This window comes from Deinococcus taeanensis (assembly GCF_020229735.1).
GTDB lineage: Bacteria > Deinococcota > Deinococci > Deinococcales > Deinococcaceae > Deinococcus > Deinococcus taeanensis.
The window spans coordinates 1,281,090-1,299,293 of the sequence record NZ_CP083455.1 but is presented as its reverse complement, the minus strand read 5'-3'; the positions used below and the strand labels follow the sequence as shown (position 1 = coordinate 1,299,293).

At 69.4% G+C, this 18,204-nt stretch carries 20 protein-coding genes; 11 read left to right on the top strand and 9 right to left on the bottom strand.

Annotated features, from left to right (window positions below):
• Nucleotides 1-376 precede the first annotated feature (376 nt).
• Entirely contained in the window at nucleotides 377-1,219 is an 843-nt protein-coding gene (locus tag LAJ19_RS06315; RefSeq protein ID WP_225477655.1) for an SDR family NAD(P)-dependent oxidoreductase, read from the bottom strand.
• Between the two features lie 50 nt (nucleotides 1,220-1,269).
• Nucleotides 1,270-2,106 carry a prephenate dehydratase gene (locus LAJ19_RS06310; protein WP_225477654.1) on the bottom strand — a complete coding sequence of 279 codons (837 nt, stop codon included), beginning with the start codon at nucleotides 2,104-2,106 and terminating at the stop codon, nucleotides 1,270-1,272.
• Nucleotides 2,107-2,174: 68 nt separating this feature from the next.
• Between LAJ19_RS06310 and LAJ19_RS06305 the strand changes: the two genes are divergently transcribed.
• A complete protein-coding gene (locus LAJ19_RS06305) occupies nucleotides 2,175-3,590 on the top strand; it encodes an amidase family protein (RefSeq protein ID WP_225477652.1) in 1,416 nt (471 codons plus the stop codon).
• Between the two features lie 59 nt (nucleotides 3,591-3,649).
• On the opposite strand, the gene LAJ19_RS06300 is transcribed toward LAJ19_RS06305, so the two are convergent.
• Complete coding sequence (locus LAJ19_RS06300; protein ID WP_225477650.1) at nucleotides 3,650-4,264, bottom strand: septum site-determining protein MinC; 615 nt, start codon at nucleotides 4,262-4,264, stop codon at nucleotides 3,650-3,652.
• A 101-nt stretch (nucleotides 4,265-4,365) separates the two neighbouring features.
• Between LAJ19_RS06300 and LAJ19_RS06295 the strand changes: the two genes are divergently transcribed.
• Nucleotides 4,366-4,746 (top strand): S1 RNA-binding domain-containing protein, encoded by a 381-nt coding sequence (locus LAJ19_RS06295; protein WP_055362658.1) that lies wholly within the window; start codon nucleotides 4,366-4,368, stop codon nucleotides 4,744-4,746.
• Nucleotides 4,747-4,819: 73 nt separating this feature from the next.
• On the opposite strand, the gene LAJ19_RS06290 is transcribed toward LAJ19_RS06295, so the two are convergent.
• Both LAJ19_RS06290 and LAJ19_RS06285 read right to left on the bottom strand, forming a co-directional pair.
• Nucleotides 4,820-5,641 carry a PIG-L deacetylase family protein gene (locus tag LAJ19_RS06290; protein ID WP_225477649.1) on the bottom strand — a complete coding sequence of 274 codons (822 nt, stop codon included), beginning with the start codon at nucleotides 5,639-5,641 and terminating at the stop codon, nucleotides 4,820-4,822.
• 12 nt (nucleotides 5,642-5,653) lie between these two features.
• Nucleotides 5,654-5,911 (bottom strand): hypothetical protein, encoded by a 258-nt coding sequence (locus LAJ19_RS06285; protein WP_349774832.1) that lies wholly within the window; start codon nucleotides 5,909-5,911, stop codon nucleotides 5,654-5,656.
• Nucleotides 5,912-5,972: 61 nt separating this feature from the next.
• On the opposite strand from LAJ19_RS06285, the gene LAJ19_RS06280 reads away from it, so the two are divergent.
• From LAJ19_RS06280 to trpA, 6 genes are read left to right on the top strand one after another with little or no spacing between them, the layout of a single operon-like run.
• Nucleotides 5,973-6,581 carry a ParA family protein gene (locus LAJ19_RS06280; protein ID WP_225477647.1) on the top strand — a complete coding sequence of 203 codons (609 nt, stop codon included), beginning with the start codon at nucleotides 5,973-5,975 and terminating at the stop codon, nucleotides 6,579-6,581.
• A gap of 9 nt (nucleotides 6,582-6,590) precedes the next feature.
• Entirely contained in the window at nucleotides 6,591-6,830 is a 240-nt protein-coding gene (locus tag LAJ19_RS06275) for a hypothetical protein (RefSeq protein WP_225477646.1), read from the top strand.
• The gene (locus tag LAJ19_RS06270) at nucleotides 6,827-7,351 is read left to right on the top strand and encodes a hypothetical protein (protein WP_225477644.1); all 525 of its coding nucleotides are present in this window, start codon (nucleotides 6,827-6,829) and stop codon (nucleotides 7,349-7,351) included. Before LAJ19_RS06275 ends, LAJ19_RS06270 begins: the two co-directional genes overlap by 4 nt.
• The gene (gene gluQRS, locus LAJ19_RS06265; protein WP_225477642.1) at nucleotides 7,341-8,234 is read left to right on the top strand and encodes a tRNA glutamyl-Q(34) synthetase GluQRS; all 894 of its coding nucleotides are present in this window, start codon (nucleotides 7,341-7,343) and stop codon (nucleotides 8,232-8,234) included. The genes LAJ19_RS06270 and gluQRS overlap by 11 nt, the downstream gene beginning before the upstream one ends.
• A gap of 53 nt (nucleotides 8,235-8,287) precedes the next feature.
• The gene (trpB, locus tag LAJ19_RS06260; RefSeq protein WP_225477640.1) at nucleotides 8,288-9,565 is read left to right on the top strand and encodes a tryptophan synthase subunit beta; all 1,278 of its coding nucleotides are present in this window, start codon (nucleotides 8,288-8,290) and stop codon (nucleotides 9,563-9,565) included.
• Nucleotides 9,562-10,371: a tryptophan synthase subunit alpha gene (gene trpA / locus LAJ19_RS06255; protein WP_225477638.1), complete on the top strand. Its 810-nt coding sequence runs from the start codon at nucleotides 9,562-9,564 to the stop codon at nucleotides 10,369-10,371. The genes trpB and trpA overlap by 4 nt, the downstream gene beginning before the upstream one ends.
• A 54-nt stretch (nucleotides 10,372-10,425) precedes the next feature.
• Here the strand turns inward: trpA and LAJ19_RS06250 are convergent, their stop codons facing one another.
• On the bottom strand, nucleotides 10,426-11,727 hold the full coding sequence (locus LAJ19_RS06250; RefSeq protein ID WP_225477636.1) for a sugar efflux transporter: 1,302 nt from the start codon (nucleotides 11,725-11,727) through the stop codon (nucleotides 10,426-10,428).
• Between LAJ19_RS06250 and pepF the strand changes: the two genes are divergently transcribed.
• Entirely contained in the window at nucleotides 11,726-13,537 is a 1,812-nt protein-coding gene (gene pepF / locus LAJ19_RS06245; RefSeq protein ID WP_225477634.1) for an oligoendopeptidase F, read from the top strand. The genes LAJ19_RS06250 and pepF overlap by 2 nt on opposite strands.
• Before the next feature lie 194 nt (nucleotides 13,538-13,731).
• On the opposite strand, the gene LAJ19_RS06240 is transcribed toward pepF, so the two are convergent.
• The 3 genes from LAJ19_RS06240 to LAJ19_RS06230 form a co-directional block, all read right to left on the bottom strand.
• Complete coding sequence (locus LAJ19_RS06240; RefSeq protein WP_225477632.1) at nucleotides 13,732-14,193, bottom strand: type III secretion system chaperone family protein; 462 nt, start codon at nucleotides 14,191-14,193, stop codon at nucleotides 13,732-13,734.
• 100 nt (nucleotides 14,194-14,293) lie between these two features.
• Nucleotides 14,294-14,824, bottom strand: coding sequence for a septal ring lytic transglycosylase RlpA family protein (locus LAJ19_RS06235; RefSeq protein WP_225477630.1), 531 nt, complete (start codon nucleotides 14,822-14,824; stop codon nucleotides 14,294-14,296).
• Nucleotides 14,821-15,870, bottom strand: a complete 1,050-nt coding sequence (locus tag LAJ19_RS06230; protein ID WP_225477628.1) for a M24 family metallopeptidase — start codon at nucleotides 15,868-15,870, stop codon at nucleotides 14,821-14,823. The genes LAJ19_RS06235 and LAJ19_RS06230 overlap by 4 nt, the downstream gene beginning before the upstream one ends.
• Before the next feature lie 153 nt (nucleotides 15,871-16,023).
• On the opposite strand from LAJ19_RS06230, the gene sucC reads away from it, so the two are divergent.
• Complete coding sequence (gene sucC, locus LAJ19_RS06225) at nucleotides 16,024-17,169, top strand: ADP-forming succinate--CoA ligase subunit beta (RefSeq protein ID WP_225477626.1); 1,146 nt, start codon at nucleotides 16,024-16,026, stop codon at nucleotides 17,167-17,169.
• Entirely contained in the window at nucleotides 17,169-18,074 is a 906-nt protein-coding gene (gene sucD / locus LAJ19_RS06220) for a succinate--CoA ligase subunit alpha (protein WP_225477624.1), read from the top strand. Before sucC ends, sucD begins: the two co-directional genes overlap by 1 nt.
• The last annotated feature ends 130 nt before the right edge of the window (nucleotides 18,075-18,204 follow it).

Sequence of the window (18,204 nt, the reverse complement as noted above, 5' to 3'; positions counted from 1 at the left end):
CGCAGGTGCTCCTGCGTGCCGGGTGTGTCCAGGCCGGGCGGAAGCAGCGTCACCTGCAGACCCAGACGCAGCGCGGCCAGCAACGTCACCACGTAGGAAGTGCCCTCACCGGGGGGCAGGCCTACGGACCAGCCGGCGCGCACCCATGGTGCCAGAGCCGCCACCCGCTCCTGCACCCGGTGGTGCAATTGCCGGTACGTGAGCCTCGTGTGCCCGTCGCACAGCGCCAGCTGCTCCGGGCGGCGCCCTGCGTGCCAGGCGACCGTACCGGCGAGGGTCGGGCCATGGCGCAGGACCGCCCCGATCAGACCGCCCAGAGGGGGCAGGGGCGCCCTGCCAGGCAGCGCGCTCGCGGACGCACGCACGACCCCGACCTTCACCGCCGGGCCGCCCACCGGACCTCGGTCGCTTCCAGGTGCCGGAGTGCCCGCGCCAGGGCGCCCGGGGCAATCAGGCCGGCCACCTCCACGGCGCCCAGCCACCACGGCGCGACGCGCACCACCGGACTCACGAGTGGCAGTGTGACCGCCTGCGCCGCCTCGTCGGCACTCAGGGCCGGCAGGTACCGGTACGCCTGGGTGGGCGCGACCATGGGCGTGCGAACCAGCGGCAGGTACACGCTCGCGGCGCGCACGCCGGACCACTCGGCTGCGGCGGCCTGAAGCCACAGGTCGAAGCCCGCCTTGCTGCCCTGGTACGCCGCCCAGCGCGGTGCGCCCACGTGCCGGGCTGAGACGCTGGAGACATTCACGATGACCGCCCGGCCGCTTTCCAGGGCGGGCCGCAGCGCGAGAAGCAGCGCGGCCGGTCCGCTGAAGTTCACCGCGAGCAGGCGCTCCAGGTCCCTGCGCGCTGCGCCGTCCTGCGCCCGGCGGCGGACGGACCGTCCCGCGCTGCTGATCACCGCGTGCAGCGCCGGGAACTCGCTCAGCAGCCGGGCCGCTACGGCCTGCACCTGCGCCGGATCCGAGAGGTCCGCCGGCATCACCACCGCGCGCCCACCGGCCGCTTCAATTCGCGCGGCGACCTCCTGGAGAGCGGCGTCACGCCGGGCGAGCAGCAGCACGGTCGCGCCCGCCCGGCCCAGCTGGCAGGCGGTGGCAGCGCCAATGCCGGAGGACGCGCCGGTGACCAGCACCGTGCGCCCCTGCACCGCCCGCTTTAACCGGGGAAGGTCACGGCAGGCGGGTGGAGACAGCAGGGCCCGGCGCCAGTTCACCCGGCTATGGTGTCACAGCCAGGGCCTCCGGGTGCACCCACCTGGGCGGGTCAGCCGACCGTGCCGCTCGCCACCGGGTACGACCCGATGATCTTCGCGTAACTCGCCTTGCGCAGCACGCCGGCCAGGGCCTGCGCCACCTGCGGGTCGCGGGCGTTGCCTTCGATGTCCACGTACATCAGGTAACTCCACGCGCGGTCGCGGCGCGGGCGGCTCTCAATGCGCGAGAGGTTCAGTCCGCGCAGCTCATTCAGGGTTTCGACCAGGAAGCCCGGCGTGTGCCGCACCGCGAACACCAGGCTGGTCTTGTGCGGAGCGTCACTGGACGCAGGTTCATGCCGCGCAAGAATCATGAACCGCGTGAAGTTGAACGGCTCGTCCTCAATTTCCCGCTGCAGGATGTTCAGGCCGTACAGCTCAGCGGCGCGCGCGCTGGCGATCGCGGCGAGGTCCCGTTCCCCACTGGCCGCGAGGTTCTTCGCGCTGCCGGCCGTGTCGTGCGCCGCGACCGGCTGCCAGCCGTGCTGCCGGATCAGGTTCGTGCACTGATCCAGGGCCGGCTGCTGGCTTGCCACGCGCCGGATCTCGCTGATGTCCACGCCGGGCAGCGCCATCAGGCAGTGACTGACGCGCACCACCACCTCCCCGATCACATGCAGGTCCGTTTCGCTGAGCAGGTCAATGCTCTGGTGAATCGCGCCCATCAGGCTGTTCTCCACGGGCAGCACCCCGTAGGCCGCCTCGCCGGTCTCCACGGCGCGCGCCACCTCATGAAAGGTGGGGTAGCCGCGCGAGTCGGTGGTGCCGGGCACGGCGTTCAGGGCGGCAATCTCGCCGTACGAGCCGGGATTGCCCTGGAAGGCGGTGATGGCAGGGGCGTCACTCATGCCCGAAACGCTAGCGCACCGCGTCCCGGCCCGGCCCGGCCGGGCATAGACGTGCGTAGAGTGAAGGGGTGACCCTGCCCATTCCTGACCCGATCCTTGACCTGGACGCCGTGACCCTGGCCGCCGCCACCCGCCGCGGCGACCTGACGTGCAGTGAGGTCACCCGCACGTACCTCGCCCGCCTGGTCGGCCTGAACCCCCACCTGCGGGCCGTGATCACCGTGAACCCGGACGCGCAGGCCGACGCTGACCGCCTGGACGGCGTGCCGGAGAGCCGCCGCGGCGTCCTGCACGGCGTGCCCATGCTGATCAAGGACAACATTGACGTGGCCGGCCTGCCCACCACGGCCGGCAGCGCCCTGCTGGCCGCTCACGTGCCCGCGCAGGACGCGCCCCTCGTGGCGCGGCTGCGCGCCGCGGGCGCGGTGATTCTCGGCAAGGCCAACATGACCGAATGGGCGAACTTCATGACGCTGGGCATGACGAACGGCTACTCCAGCGCCGGCGGGCAGACCGTGAACCCCTGGGGGGACACGCTCGATACGGGCGGCAGTTCCAGCGGCAGCGGCGTGGGCGTCGCCGCGCGTCTGTGCGCCGCCGCGATCGGCACGGAAACCAGCGGCAGCATCGTGAGCCCCGCGCATCAGAACGGCATGCTGGGCCTGAAACCCACACTGGGGCTCGTGCCCCGCACCGGCATCGTGCCGATCAGCCACAGCCAGGACACCGCCGGGCCGATCACCCGCAGCGCCCGTGACGCCGCGCTGATCCTCAGCGTGATTGCCGGTCCGGACGAGCACGATGAAGCCAGCCGCCGCCTGCCGGTCCCGGACCTGACCGTGATGCCCGACGCGGCGCGCGGCGCCTTGATCGGCGTGATCCGCGACGAGGCGAACGTGAGCTCCGTCTCGGCCCGCGCCCTGGACCGCGTCACCGCCACCCTCCTGGACCTGAACGCCACCCTCCACGACCTGACCTTCCCGTCCCGCGCTGAACTCAACGCGCGCGGCTGGGCGCTGGACGTCCTGGTGTACGAGTTCAAGGGAGACCTGAACGCCTACCTTCAGGGGGTCACGAATGGCCCGCGGTCCCTGGCGGACGTCATCACCGCGAACGACACGGACCCCGAACGGTTCCTGCGCTACGGACAGACCCTCCTGCACGCGGCCCAGGGCACCCGCGGCGACTTCAGCGAGGCCGCGTACCGTCAGGCACGGCAGAAGGACCTGGACCTGACCCGCACGCGCGGCTTCGATCCGCTGTTCGCTCAGGGCCTGGACGTGGTCGTGTTCCCCGGTATTCACGGCGCCGCGCTGGCGGCCAAAGCCGGGTATCCCAGCCTGGCCCTGCCAGTCACTGTGGAGGGTGAGCCGGTTCCCGGCGGCGTGCTGCTGGTCGCCCCGGCGGGCGGGGACGGCCGGCTGCTGTCGCTGGCCGCGCACCTGAACCGCCAGCTGGGCGGCGTGCGCTTCCCCGCCGGTTGAGCCCGGGACGACAGGCGGGGCGTCCAGGCATAATCGGCGGCCCCGCCTGCCCCGTGGGGTTACTTCTGCACGTCGATGTGAATCACGCCGTCCTGCAGCCGGGCGATCTCCGGGACCGGCTGGTCGTCGCGGTGGCGCATGTTGCTCAGGCTGCTGCCCTCCGGGGCGCGGGCCACGGCGTCTCCAATGCGGATCTGGGTGCTGGCAATGGGGCGGGCCCACACGATGGCGTCTGCGCGCCCGCCCAGTCCGGCGTGGGCCAGGCCGCGCAGGGCGCCCACCACGATCACGTCGCCGCCAGCGAGCAGTTCCGCACCTGGGTTGACGTCACCCAGAACGATGACGCTGCCTGGAAATTCACCGCGGAACCCGGCGCGCAGGGTGTGCGGCACGATCTCCGTGCGGGCCGGTGCAGGCGTGGGCGGTTCCGGCGCGGGGGGCGGCGTGGGGACACTCACGCGGGGAGCGCGGACCCGGCCGGGGGTCCCGCCGGCCGCGCGGATGGCGGTGAGGGCCACTTCGATCGCTTCGGGGTCCGCGTCGCCCTGCAGTTCGACCGTGACGTTGCTGGACAGCAGGTCCGTGCGGGCGCTGAGGCCCTCCAGCACGCTGGGGCCGGTATCGCCGGGTTCGATCAGGAGATTCAGGCCGCCCAGGGTGCCACGCAACTTCATGAGCTTCAATCTAGCGCGGCGCTCACGTTTCTGCGCCGCCGCGCCTCATGAGTCGCGGGGATGGTGTAACATGCGTTTCATGCTTTGCAAGGAGACTTCCTTTGGTGCAGCTTGATTCCGGCGCGGTCGTGGAGGGCCGCGTGACGCGCGTGACCGACTTCGGCGCGTTCATTCAGTTCGAGAACGGCGAGACGGGCCTGGTGCACATCTCGCAGATCGCGCATTCCTTCGTCCGGAACATCCACGATCACGTCCGCGAGGGCGAGAACGTGGAAGTGAAGGTGCTGGGACGCGACGAGCGGGGCCGTCTCGACCTCTCGATCAAGGAGCTGCTCGAGGAGCCTGAAGAGGTTCCCCGTCCCCGGGCGATCGGGCGTCAGAGCCCGCAGTTCGAGGCCAAACTCCGCTCATTCATGCGGGATGCGAAGGAACGCACCACGGCCGGCGGAGGCAAGAAACCCGCCGGGAAACGCAAGAAGTAACCCGGGCCGCACAAGCGGACTACGGCAGCCTGCCCCTGGAGTTCATTGCTCCAGGGGCAGGCTGCTGTGGTCGTCAGTGCAGGTGCTCAAACCCGCTGAGCCCGTCGAACAGTCCGCGCAGCGGGTACGACCGCAGGGCCGTGCGCGTGCCCCCGATACTGAAACTCTCGGTGCCCAGCATGCGCCGCTCCATTGCCTGCCGTTCCTCCGGGCTCAACTGTCCCAGCAGGCTCTGCTCGCCCGTCTGCGTGCCGTGCGCCAGGAGGGCCGCCTTCTTGTGTTCTGCGTACGCGCTGACGTTCAGGGTCAGGGCCAGCGTGCTCTCGGAAACGCCGTACACCCGGGGGTCGAGGTCCCGCCCCATCCGGGAGAGGCCCTCGGCAGCCTCGGACGTCAGGGCCGTGTAGTACAGCCGCTGCGGCCCGCCGTACGGCAAGTGACCGGTGCTGAAAAACGCGGCGACCGCAGCGCGGTGAATCTGCAGGTGGTCCACGTGACCGTACCCGCCGTGCGGATCGAAGGTGATGAGCACCTGCGGCTGCTCCGTCTCGATCAGGGCGCGGAGCTTGACCTCAATCTCCAGCGGATTCACGTTCATCAGGGCGGCCGGGTCGTCGTGGCGGGTCCGTTCGTACCGCCCGGAGTCGTGGTAATCCAGGAAGATGGGCGGTTCGATCTCCAGGACCCGGCACGCGTCGCGCAACTCCTGTTCCCGCTGCGCGCCGAGGTCGTCGACCGTCATGCCGGGCACGGTGATCTTACCGGCTTCACCGCGCGTGGCGCAGGCCAGCAGGACCCGCACGCCCTGCCGGGCGTAGTGGGTGAGGGTGCCGCCCACACTGAACGCTTCGTCGTCCGGGTGAGCAAAAATGGCCAGCAGGGTCGGTCGGGTCATGGTCGGCCCAGTCTAAGCGTCCGGTCGTGCCCGGCTGTGGCCAGGCTTCCCCCCGTCTGCCTCGGCCGCCTCAAGGCACAGGCCGCGCTCGTAGAAGTCCCAGCAGGCGTCAGGCCAGGTGCCGTAGATCAGGTGGCGGTTCACGGCGTCGGCGGCGTGCAGGGCGTCGCCCAGCGCGCGGTAGAAGCGGCTGCCCTGGGCCTGCATGGCGCGCGCCGTCCAGTACACCTCGCTGCGGCGCAGCGTACTCATCTGTTCCGGGGTGATCACCCCCCCATCATGCCGCGGGGCGCTGACGTGCGGCATAGGCTGGTCTGCTACGCTGCCCCGCATGGCGCGGGTCGCGGCGATCACTTCGGATAAGGGAGGGGTAGGCAAGAGCACCCTGGCCGTTCACCTCGCCGGCGCGGCGCAGCGGCGCGGCCTGAACACCGTGCTGATCGACGAGGACGGCCGTGTCGGCAGCAGTCTGCGGTGGGCGCGGCGTGCTGAGGCGCTGCCGTTCACCGTCATGGCTGCGGACGACGTGAAACCTCGCAGGCTCGCGGCGTTCGACCTGGTGCTGGTTGACACCGAAGGCCGGCCCCGCCGCCGGGACCTGCGGCAGCTGGCCGAGCGCGCCGACCTGATCCTGGTGCCCAGTGGCGTCAGTGCACTGGAGGTGGACGCGACCCGTGAACTGCTGGAATTCCTGACGGAGGAGGGCGCGGCGCGCAAGTCACGGGTCATCCTGACGCGCGTGCCGCCGGTCGGCCGGGCAGGCGAGGAGGTCAGGGAGGACCTGCGGGAAGACGGCCTGACCGTGTGCAACACGCTGGTCCGTGCGTACGCGGCGTACCAGCGCGCCGCGGAGCAGGGGGTCCTGGCGCACGAGGTCCGGGACCCCAGGGCCGCGGCGGCCTGGGCCGACATCGAGGCCCTGGCGGGGGAACTGTGGTGAGGGCCTGAGGTGGGCCGCTTCGACTACCTGGGCCCGGCCGGGCGGGGGGAACGTAAGGTGCGGGGGCGGAAACTCACGCCCGAACCGGCCGGCCGGCTGCCGGGTGAGACCGCGGAGCGTGTGGAGGCGGTGTACGTGCGCCGGGAAACGGTTCGCGCGGTGTGGCGGCACGTGAAGCGTGACGGTGGGGAGAGCGTGAGTGAGCTGGTTGAGGACCTGCTGCTGGCCTGGCTGCGGAGCCGCCGTTGAGCGGGCTCCTGGCCCGCTGGCCTGCGTGGGCGCCGCGCGTGCTGGGGCTGAGCGCGGCCCTGTGGGTCACCGTGCCGGGGGTGGTGCGTCCGGCCGAGCCGGGCGTCCTGGGGAACGTGAACCTGATTTTTCACGAGGCGGGGCACGTGCTGCTGATGTGGGCGGGGGAGACGGTGACGCTGCTGGGCGGCAGCCTGACCCAGGTGCTGGTGCCTGCTGGGTGCGTGGCCGCGTTTCTGTGGCGCCGGGACCGCTTCTCGGCCGGCGTGGTGACGTTGTGGCTGGGTCACGCCCTGGCCGGGGTGGGCGCCTACATTCAGGATGCCCCGCAGCGGAACCTGCCGCTGATCACCGGTGACCCGGACACGCACGACTGGTGGCAGCTGCTGAGCGGCTGGAACGCCCTGGGTGCCGCGGACAGCCTGGGGCGATTCACGCTGGCGCTGGCGTTCGTGGCGGTCATTGCCGGAACGCTCCTGGCGGTCTGGGATGATCTGCAGGAGCGTCCGGATGAACCTTGAGGGGGGCGTGGTGGGGCGGTACGCGCCCAGCCCGACCGGCGCCATGCACCTCGGCAACGCCCGCACGGCCCTGCTGGCGTGGTTGCACACGCGCGCGCAGGGTGGCCGGCACCTGCTGCGGTTTGAGGATCTGGATACGGGCCGGGTGCGGCCGTGGGCGTACGACGTGACGCGCATGGACCTGGAGTGGCTGGGTCTGGACTGGGATGAGGAAGTCATTCAGTCTTCCAGGCAGGCGCGGTACGAGGCGGCCGCGGCCCGCCTGGACACGTACCGGTGCACCTGCACGCGGAGGGAGGTGCTGGCTGCGGTTCAGGACAGTGCCGGCGCGCCTCACGGCGCGGAGCCGGTATACCCGGGCACCTGCCGGGCGGGGTCGGTGTCTCCGGCGCGTCCCGCGGCGCTGCGCTGGCGGGTGCCGGACACGGCGGTGTGCGTCCGGGATGAGTGGACCGGCGACACGCTCTGTCAGGACCTGACGAGCGAGGTGGGTGACGTGGTCCTGCGCCGCAACGACGGAGTGTTCGCGTATCACCTCGCGGTGGTCGTGGATGACGCGCAGGCGGGGGTGACGGACGTGGTGCGGGGCGCGGACCTGTGGCCGGCCACGCCGCGGCAGGTGGCGTTGCAGCGGGCGCTGGGCTTGCCCACACCGCGCTACTGGCATGTTCCGCTGATGCATGACTACCGCGGTGAACGGCTGGCCAAGCGGGGGGGCGCACCGTCGGTGCAGGCGCTGCGCGAGGCGGGCACGCCAGCGGGGCAGGTGCTGTCGTCTCTCGCGGGGAGCCTGGGCTGGGCCGTTCCGGAGCAGGTGAATGCCTCGGATCTGCTGCCGTTCTGGCGGGGTCAGCTTGGTGCCCGGCACCACAAACTTAGATGACTTGTCTAAGTTTGCCAAACGCCCGTTCGGAGGGCCAGGCCTACTCTGAATCCATGGCGCTTTCCCTTCCCACCTACCCCCAACCGGACGAACGTGGCCGTTACGGCCGGTTCGGCGGTCGGTACGTGCCTGAAACCCTTATCCCCGCCCTGGATGAACTCCAGCAGGCGTATCACACCGCCCGGACAGACCCCGCATTCCTGAATGAACTCGACCGCCTTCTGCGCGACTTCGTCGGGCGGCCCAGCAGCCTGTACCTCGCGGAGCGCCTCACTGAACATGCCGGCGGCGCGAAAATCTACCTGAAGCGCGAGGACCAGAACTACACCGGCGCGCACAAGATCAACAACTGCCTCGCGCAGGCCCTGCTGGCCAAACGCATGGGCAAACAGCGCGTCATTGCCGAAACCGGCGCCGGGCAGCACGGCGTGGCCAGCGCCACAGCCGCCGCCCTGCTGGGCCTGGACTGCGTGGTGTACATGGGCGCCGAGGACATCCGCCGCCAGGCCCTGAACGTGTTCCGCATGAAACTCCTGGGTGCCGAGGTCCGCGAGGTCACGTCCGGCACCAGCACCCTCAAGGACGCGACCAACGAAGCCATCCGCGACTGGGTCACCAACGTCCGCGACACCTTCTACATCCTGGGCAGTGTCGTCGGGCCGCACCCGTATCCCGCGATGGTCCGTGACTTCCAGTCCATCATCGGCGAGGAGGTCAAGGTGCAGCATCAGGCGCTGGAAGGCCGGGAGGTGCCCGATGTCATCGTCGCGTGCGTGGGAGGCGGCAGCAACGCCATCGGCATCTTCGCGCCCTTCGCGTACCTGCCCGAGCACGAGCGGCCCCTCATGATCGGTACCGAGGCGGCCGGCGAGGGCGTGGAGAGCGGCCGGCACGCCGCGAGCGTCGCCGGCGGCCGCATCGGCGTGCTGCACGGCGCAATGATGTACCTCCTGAACGACGATGAGGGACAGATCGTTCCTCCGCACTCCATCAGCGCCGGCCTGGACTACCCCGGTATCGGCCCGGAGCACTGCCTGTACGCCGAGACTGGCGTGGCGCAGTACGTGCCCGTCACGGACGCCCAGGCCCTGGACGCCCTGCAGCTTCTCACGCGGCTGGAGGGCATCATCCCGGCGCTGGAAAGCGCGCACGCCATTCACGCCGCCGTGGAGATCGCCGGCCGCATGCCACCCGAGCAGACGGTCGTCGTGAACCTCTCCGGCCGCGGCGACAAGGACGTCGCGGAGGTCATGCGTCTTCTTGACCTCGCCCAGACGGCGCCGGCCCAGGACGCCCCCGGCGTCATCCGCCCGCAGGAGGTGCACGCATGACCGCCACCCTCACCGCCACCACGCCCGGCGCTGCCCGCATTCACGCGGCCTTCGCCCGCGCCCACGCTGAGGGCCGCGCCGCCTTCATTCCGTTCATGACGGCTGGGTACCCCACCGCGCAGGCCTTCGCGGGCGTCGCCGATGAACTGCTCGAGCACGCGGACCTGCTGGAAGTCGGCATTCCCTACAGCGATCCGCTCGGAGACGGCCCCACCATCCAGCGGGCCAGCGAGCAGGCCCTGGCGGGCGGCACGAGCACCCGCGGCACGCTGGCGCTCGTGAAGGCCCTGCGTGCGCGCCACGCCACGCCCATCGTGATCATGACCTACGTGAATCCCATCTACGCCGTGGGGCCGCGCGAGTTCATGCGCCTGGCCCAGGACGCCGGCGTGGACGGCCTGATCCTGCCGGACCTGCCCCCGGACCAGGACCTGGAGATCGCCGACCTGGCGGCCGAGCACGGCCTGGCCGTGACCTTCCTGATCGCGCCGACCAGCACCCCGGCGCGCGTGAAACTGGTGGCGGAAGCCTGCACCGGCTTCCTGTACGCCGTGAGTGTCACGGGCGTGACCGGCGCGCGCGAAGGCAGCGCCCTGGCCGAGGTGCCCGCCATGCTGGCACTGGCCCGTGAGCACGCGCGCGTGCCGGTCGCGGTGGGGTTCGGCGTGAAGGACGCCGACACCGCCCGCCAGGTTGCGCAGGTGGCCGACGGCGTGGTGGTGGGCAGCGCGTTCATCAACGCCGCCCGGCAGGGTCAGTCGGTGGGCGCGCTGGCCGCCACGATCCGCGCGGGCTGCCAGAAGTAATCCAGGCAGGAGGCGGGCGACCGGTCACCGGTCGCCCGCCTTCCTGTCCGGGGCTCAGCTACCCTGGTCCTCGGCGTCTGCCGCGCGGTTGTTCAGGGTCATCACCACGAACGCCGTGAAGGTGAGCGCGGCGCACACCAGGAACACGCTGCGGTACCCGAGGGCCTGCGCCACGGCGCCCGACGTGACACCGCTAAGCATGCCGCCCAGACTGGAGGTATTCGCGAACAGGGTGGTCGCCGCACTGAACCGCCCGGGCATCAGCGTCTGGAAGTAGGTCATGCCCAGCCCGGCCGAAATGGCCAGAACCACCGCGCGGATCACCTGCGCCGCAATCAGCAGCGGCAGCGTGTGCGCCAGGGCAATCAGGACGAAGTGCGCCACGAACAACCCCATCGCTGCCGCCATGAGCACCGGAACGCCCGGCAGGCGCCGCCACGTGACGAGGATGAGCATCACCGGAATCTCCAGCAGCGCGCACAGGCCCACCAGGAAGCCCACCTCGCCGCTGGTGCCCCTCAGCGTTTCGGTGATGAACAGCGGAAACATCGACATGCCCATCTGCAGGCTCATGCCGTACAGCACGAAGGCCAGGGCGGCCAGCGCAATGGCGCGCCGGGCCGTTCGCCGGGGTGTGTCGGGCAGGTCCGGTGTGACCCCCCGGGTGGCCTGGGGCCGGCGGCCCGGCACACGGAGCAAGGGCACAGCCGCCAGGACGAAGCACGCGGCAGCGCTGAGGAACACCGCGTGGTAGTGCCCGCCTCCCAGAATCACGGCGCCCAGACCGGGCCCCACCACCCAGGACAGACTGAAGACGGCGCGCAGAACGGTCATGGCGCGGTCGGCCAGGTCACTGGGAAGGTCCTGCAGGCTGGCCCGGGCGAATGAGAACACCTGCGGAAACGCGGCGGACCCCAGCGACAGCAGGAGCGCGCCGATGACAAGCAGCCCCGGGAAGTGCGGCGTGACACTGATCAGGGTGTAGGCGGCCGCGCCGGCCGTCATGGTGACCAGCACAATGGGCTTGCGGTTCGGCAGCCGGTCTGACCAGCGGGCCAGGAGCGTGGCGACGATCACCGCACTGATGGCGTTGGTGGACAGGAACACGCCCAGCTGCAGCGGGCTCATCCCGGCGCGGTTCACGGCGTAGAGCGCCATATACGGCATGGCGAGGGAGAGCCCGAAGCCCAGCAGGAACACGCACAGCGCCAGTCCGGCAGCGTGCGGGAGGCGCAGCATCACGCGCAGGCTGGGCCGCGCAGAGGCGGGCGAGGTGGTGGTGGTCATCGGCTGAACCGTCCGTTCATCCGGATCACTGTAGTCCTGGTGCAACCGGGAAATGTTAGCGTTCGGCATGCCAACTGAAACGATCAAGGCGCTGCCGCCCCGCAGCGACGTGCCGCGTGAGCAGACCTGGGACATCGAGGCGCTCTACGCCACGCCCGACGCCTGGACCGCCGAAGGGGAAACCCTGGCCACCGAGTTCGCGCGGCTGTCTGCGCACGCCGGGCAGCTGGGCACCCCTGAAGGCCTCCTCGCCTACCTGCGCGCCTCCGACGACCTGGAACTGCGCCTGAACCGGTTCATGTCCTACGCCGGCATGACCGCCAGCGTCGACGGTCGTGACGCGGTCGCGGCCGCGCGCCGTGACCGCGCCAGCACCCTCGCCGCGCAGTTCGGCAGCACCACCGCCTTCTCCCGCCCTGAACTGCTCGCCCTGGACGACACGCAGCTGCGCGGCTGGCTCACCACCCCGGCCTTCACCGACCACCGCGTGCGCCTGGAACGCCTCCTGCGCGGCAGACCGCACGTCCGCAGCGCCGAAGTGGAGGAACTGCTCGGCGCCGTGCAGGGTCCTTTCGCCTCGGAGCGCGGCATTCACCCTGCCCTTGCCAACATGGATCTGCGCTTCGGCGCGGCCGGCGGCGAACCGGTCACCCAGGGGAACGTGGACCGCCTGACCGCCCACCCGGACCGCGACGTGCGCCGTGAAGCCTGGGAGCACTACGCCGACGCCCACCTCGCCGTGCGTCACTCGCAGGCCGCCATGTACGCCACGAACGTCCGCCAGAGCGTCTTCCTGGCCCGCGCCCGCCACTACCCGGACGCTGTGACCGCGTCGCTCGCGCCCGACAACATCCCCACAGCTGTGGTGACCACGCTGCTGGACACCTACCGAGCCAACACCTCCGTCTGGCACCGCTACTGGCGCGTGCGGCGCGAGTGGCTGAACCTGCCCGAGCTGCGCGAGTACGACGTGAAGGCCGCACTCGTCGAGCCGCGCCGCGTCTCCTACGAGCAGGCCGTGGACTGGATTGCCGACGGCATGGCGCCGCTGGGCGACGCGTACGTGCAGGACCTGCGTGCCGGCCTGACCACCGAACGCTGGGTGGACTACGCCGAGAACGACGGCAAACGGCAGGGCGCGTACTCGAACGGCGGGGGGCGCGTCAAACCGTTCATCTTTATGACCTGGAACGGCACCATGAACTCCTACTCCACCCTGGCGCACGAGATCGGGCACTCCATGCATTCCCTGCTTTCCCAGCGGGAACACCCGTACTCCGTACCCCGTTACACGCTGTTTCACGCGGAAGTCGCCAGCAACTTCAACCAGGCGATGGTCCGTCAGCACCTGCTCGCCCAGGCCCGGGCCGCAGGGGACACCGAATTTGAGGTTCAAATTATCGAGGAGGCCCTCTCGAACTTCCACCGGTACTTCTTTATCATGCCGACCCTTGCGGCCTTTGAGATGGAAGCGTACCGGCGGATCGAGGCGGGCGGCACCCTGAGCGCCCCGGACCTCATCACCCTGACCGCCGACCTGCTGGAGCAGGGCTACGGCGACGGTGTGAGCATGGATCGCGAACGCAGCGGCATCCTCTGGGCGCAGTTCTCCACGCACCTGTACGCGAACTTCTACGCGTACCAGTACGCCACGGGCATCAGTGCCGCGCACCAGCTGCTGGAGAGCTTCCAGGCCGACCCGGCCGCGGCGCGCGAGAACTACCTGCGTTTCCTGCGTTCCGGTGGAAGTCAGGATCCTATCGATGCGCTGCGGGAGGCCGGGGTGGATATGCTCAGCGCCAACCCGGTCGAGGCGACATTCCGCACCCTGGAGGGCCACGTCGCCCGGCTCGAAGAGCTGCTCGCGCAGCGTCGATAGCGCACAGCGGGTTGGGGGCGGCACAGGCTTGAGGGCTGTGCCGCTCTGAGTGCTCTGTAATGGTTCCCATCCCGCTATAACTGCAAAGCGCAATCGGACAAAATTTTCACGTGCCAGCAAAATCGTGAAATGATTCACTTATATGTCGCAAAGTAAGGGCGGAGATCACCCCGCCCTTTGCACCAGATCAGGCTTTACGCCTGGGGCTGCTGCACCTGCATCTGAGGCACGAAGCCCTCGAGCGTGGCGTAGTCGTCCTGGAAGTGCATCAGCACGCCGCCGAACAGCGTGTCGAAGGTTTCCTGGGGCATTTCGGCCAGGGTGGGGTAGAAGCCCACGTACTCCAGCCACACGTTGCCGTCCGCGTCAATGCTGCGCGCGAAGGCACGCTCGCGGTTGCGGTCGTTCAGCATGTTCACGACTTCCTGACGGCGCTCACCGTACTGCTTCTGGGTCACGCAGGTGATCTCCAGGCGGCTGGTGTTGTTCGGGCCGTCGTTCACGCTGACCAGCACGGCCGCGTCGCCCATCTCAAAGCGCCAGCCCATGCGGATGAAGCGCTGCCCGCCGTTTTCTTCCATGTCCAGCTGGACTTCTTTTTCCTTCAGGTACTTCGCCAGGGTGTCCAGGGTCAGCAGGGCCGTTTCCATCGTCATTGAAACCATCCTCCTCGGTGGGTGAAGCACATCAGTACCTTCTGTTCTGTGTGTGGTTGAAACCCGAATGATTCTACACCCCTCCCGGGCGCCGCGGGCTTCAGGGACGACTCAGGACGCTCAGGCTGACCGGCGCGATCCCTTCACCCAGGATGCCCAGGGCGCGTGCCGCGTCGGTGGACAGGTCGATGATGCGGGACTGGATCCCGAACGGGCCCCGGTCGTTGATCATGACGTCCACGGTGCGCCCGGTGCGGGCGTGCGTGACGCGGACCCAGGTGCCGAACGGCAGCGTGAGGTGCGCCGCGGTCATGGTGGTGTGCGGGTCGAACCGCCCGCCGTAGTACACGGCCTGCCCCTGCTGGGCCTCTGCGGCGGGCGCCTGGGCGGGCGGTGCAAAGGACGCAGGACGGACCGTGGCCGCGCCGCGCTGGTCAGGCACCCGGAGGACCTCACCGGCGCGGAGGGTTTCGCTGCGGCGGCCGTTGAGGCTCAGCAGGGCACCGATACTCACGCCGTACTTCCGGGCGATACCCCACATGGAATCACCGGCCTGCACGCGGTACGATCCGGCCTGGGCGGTGCTGAGCAGCAGGGCACCCAGCAGGCTGGTGAGCAGGGTGCGCTTCACAGGGTGTCCTTGGGGGAGGTGCTGAGCACCTCGTACCCGTCGTCGGTCACGAGCACAAGATCCTCGATGCGGACGCCGCCCCGGCCGGGGAGATACGCGCCAGGCTCAATGGTGATGACCATGCCGCTCGCCAGGACGTCCTCGCTGGTGGCGCGCAGGCTCGGCCCTTCGTGGACCTCCAGGCCCACGCCGTGCCCCAGGGAGTGGGCGAACGCGTCGCCCAGGCCGTGCCCGGTGAGGATGTCACGCGCCAGGCGGTCGAGATCAGCGGTGCGTACGCCGGGCCGCACGGCCTGCACGGCGGCCTCCTCGGCTTCCAGTACAGCGCGGTACACGCGGCGCATCTCCTCGGGGGGGTCACCCACTGCGACGGTGCGGGTCATGTCGCTGTGGTAGCCGCGCACCCGGGCCCCCATGTCGATGGTCACGAGGTCGCCATCCTCGATGAGGCGTTCGGACGCCACGCCGTGCGGCATGGCGCCGCGCGGGCCGCTCGCCACGATGATGTCGAACGCACTCCCGGCGCCGCGCTGCCGGAGGCGAAGCTCGATCTCGTTGGCGATATCGAGTTCCCGCGCGCCGGCCACGATCATGGGCCGGACTGCCATGAACACTTCGTCCGCGAGCACCTGCGCGTCCCGCAGGGCCTGGATCTCGTCGGCGGTCTTGATCACCCGCAGGCTCTGCACGAGGCCCTGCACCGGCAGCAGGGTCGCGCCGGGCCAGTTGGCGCGCAGGTCCTCCAGTGCGGCGACCGTCAGGTGATCCGCTTCAAACCCGACCCGGAGGCCGCTCACGCCGGGCGCGGCGTGCTCGTACGTGGCGGGGGGCCGCGCGATGTGCGCGGTAAGGGGTGACTCCTCAGCGGCCTGCACGGTGTACCGGGCGTCGGTGTACAGCGTGGCGCCGTCGGGCGTCACGAGCACCTTGGCGTCCCTGCCGCTGGTGAAGCCACTCAGGGCGCGGACGTTGGCGGGGTCGCTGATCCACACGGCGTCCAGTTCTGCGCGGCGCATGGCGTGGCGCAACTGTTCCAGTTGAGTCATGACAGGCACGGTAACACGGAGTGCGCTGCGCCTTTTCTGTCCCCGGTCTGGGGACAGCGGGGCCGGGTTTTTCAATTGTGCGTTTATACTCGTCTATCGGGACAATTGAATCGGCCTTAACGCAGGTCACTCACCCCCAAGGAGGGAACAGCCGTGAAACTTCACGAGTATCAGGGTAAGGAAATTCTGCGCCAGTTCGGCGTGAACGTGCAGGACGGCAAAGTGGCGCGGACGCCCGACGAGGTGCGTCAGATCGCGCGCGAGTACGGTCAGGCTGTGGTGGTCAAGGCCCAGGTGCACGTGGGCGGCCGCGGGAAGGCGGGGGGCGTGAAGTTCAGCCCCACGGAGGACAAGGCCTTCGAGAACGGCGAGAAGATCCTCGGGATGGACATCAAGGGTCTGACCGTGAACAAGGTGCTGGTGACCAGGGCGGTCGATATTGACGCCGGCACCGAGTACTACGTCGGCATGATCGTCGACCGGAACGTCCAGAGCTACACCCTGATGGCCTCCGCCGAGGGCGGCATGGAAATCGAGGAAGTCGCGGCTGCCACGCCCGAGAAGATCATCAAGCACCGCGTTGATCCCGTGACTGGTCTGCGTCCCTACGAGGCGCGCGAAGTGGCGATCAAGGCCGGGTTCAAGGGCAACCTGAACAAGATCGCAGACATGATGGTGAAGATGAGTGAGGCCGCGCTGAAGCGTGACGCCGTGCTTGTCGAGATCAACCCGCTGTTCGTGGGTCCTGACGGCGTGCCGCTGGCCCTGGACACCAAGTTTGAGATCGACGACAACGCCATGTACCGCCACCAGGATCTCGCCGACTGGCGCGAGCTGGAAGCGGAGCACCCCCTGGAAATCGAGGCCAGCAAGTACGGCTTCGCGTACGTGAAACTCAACGGGAACGTCGGTGTGCTGGGCAACGGCGCAGGTATCGTGATGACGTCGCTGGACGTGGTCAACCGCGCCGGCGCCAAGCCCGCGAACTTCCTGGACATCGGCGGCGGCGCCAAGGCCGAAGTCGTGTACAACGCCGTGAAGCTCGTCAGCAAGGACAACGACGTCAAGGCGATCTTCATCAACATCTTCGGCGGCATCACCCGCGCCGACGAGGTGGCCAAGGGCGTCATTCAGGCGCTGAACGACGGCATCCTGACGAAGCCCGTGCGCATGCGCATTGCCGGGACAGCCGAGGATGAGGCCAAGGCGCTGCTCGCGGAGATGAACAGCCCCCTGATCCAGATGTACCCCACCATGTTTGAGGCTGCCGACGAGGCCGCCAAGGAGGCGAACAAGTAATGGGTATTCTCGTTGGCAAGGACAGCCGGGTCATCGTGCAGGGCATGACCGGCCGTGAAGGTGCGTCGCACAGCCGCGCCATGAAGGAATTCGGTACGCAGGTCGTCGCGGGCGTGACCCCCGGCAAGGGCGGCACGGACTTCGAAGGCTGGCCGGTGTACAGCAGCGTCGCCGAGGCAAAAGCTGCGACCGGCGCGAACGTGTCGATCATCTTCGTGCCCCCGGCGGGCGCGGCGGACGCGGTGCTGGAAGCCGCCCACGCCGGCATGCCCCTGATCGTCCTGATCACCGAGGGCGTGCCCACGGTGGACATGATGCGCGCCGTGCAGGAAGTCAAGACGCTCGACGCGCAGAGCCGCGCGCAGGGCGGCGAGGGCGTTCGCCTGATCGGCGGGAACTGCCCGGGCCTGGTCACGAACGGGGAAGCGAAGATCGGCATCATGCCGAACAAGATCTACGCCAACCCCGGCCGCATTGGCCTGATCAGCCGTTCCGGCACGCTCACCTACGAAGCGGCGAAGCTTCTGAATGATGCGGGCATGGGTACGAGCACCACCGTCGGCATCGGCGGTGACCCGGTGATCGGCACGACGTTCGCGGACGTGCTGCCCCTGTTCGAGGCGGACCCGGACACCGACGCGGTGGTCGTGATCGGCGAGATCGGCGGCGCGGACGAGGAAGCGGCCGCGGAGTACATCGCGCAGAACATGAAGAAGCCCGTCGTGGCGTTCATCAGTGGCCGCAGCGCCCCCAAGGGCAAACGCATGGGGCACGCGGGCGCGATCATCATGGGTGACGTGGGAACGCCGGAAAGCAAGCTCGCGGCCTTCAAGGCGGCGAATGTTCCCGTGGCTGACACGATGCCCGAAATCATTGATCTCGTGAAGCAGGCGCTGAACAAGTAAGCGCGCAGGCAGGGGGGGCGGCTCAGATTAGTCTGGACCGCCCCCCTGCGTTCCCCCAGTATGTGAGTGGCGTGAACGCGGTTCGGGGTTTTGGTGGGCGTGGCGGTCAGCTGCGCGAGTAGACTGGAGG

Coding starts and splice junctions, on each gene's coding strand:
- pepF (WP_225477634.1), top strand. CDS start 11,726: ATGCCAACTGAAACGATCAAGGCGCTGCCGCCCCGCAGCGACGTGCCG.
- LAJ19_RS06280 (WP_225477647.1), top strand. CDS start 5,973: ATGGCGCGGGTCGCGGCGATCACTTCGGATAAGGGAGGGGTAGGCAAG.
- trpB (WP_225477640.1), top strand. CDS start 8,288: ATGGCGCTTTCCCTTCCCACCTACCCCCAACCGGACGAACGTGGCCGT.
- trpA (WP_225477638.1), top strand. CDS start 9,562: ATGACCGCCACCCTCACCGCCACCACGCCCGGCGCTGCCCGCATTCAC.
- LAJ19_RS06230 (WP_225477628.1), bottom strand. CDS start 15,870: ATGACTCAACTGGAACAGTTGCGCCACGCCATGCGCCGCGCAGAACTG.
- LAJ19_RS06290 (WP_225477649.1), bottom strand. CDS start 5,641: ATGACCCGACCGACCCTGCTGGCCATTTTTGCTCACCCGGACGACGAA.
- LAJ19_RS06250 (WP_225477636.1), bottom strand. CDS start 11,727: ATGCCGAACGCTAACATTTCCCGGTTGCACCAGGACTACAGTGATCCG.
- gluQRS (WP_225477642.1), top strand. CDS start 7,341: ATGAACCTTGAGGGGGGCGTGGTGGGGCGGTACGCGCCCAGCCCGACC.
- LAJ19_RS06310 (WP_225477654.1), bottom strand. CDS start 2,106: ATGAGTGACGCCCCTGCCATCACCGCCTTCCAGGGCAATCCCGGCTCG.
- LAJ19_RS06240 (WP_225477632.1), bottom strand. CDS start 14,193: ATGACGATGGAAACGGCCCTGCTGACCCTGGACACCCTGGCGAAGTAC.
- sucD (WP_225477624.1), top strand. CDS start 17,169: ATGGGTATTCTCGTTGGCAAGGACAGCCGGGTCATCGTGCAGGGCATG.
- LAJ19_RS06300 (WP_225477650.1), bottom strand. CDS start 4,264: ATGAAGTTGCGTGGCACCCTGGGCGGCCTGAATCTCCTGATCGAACCC.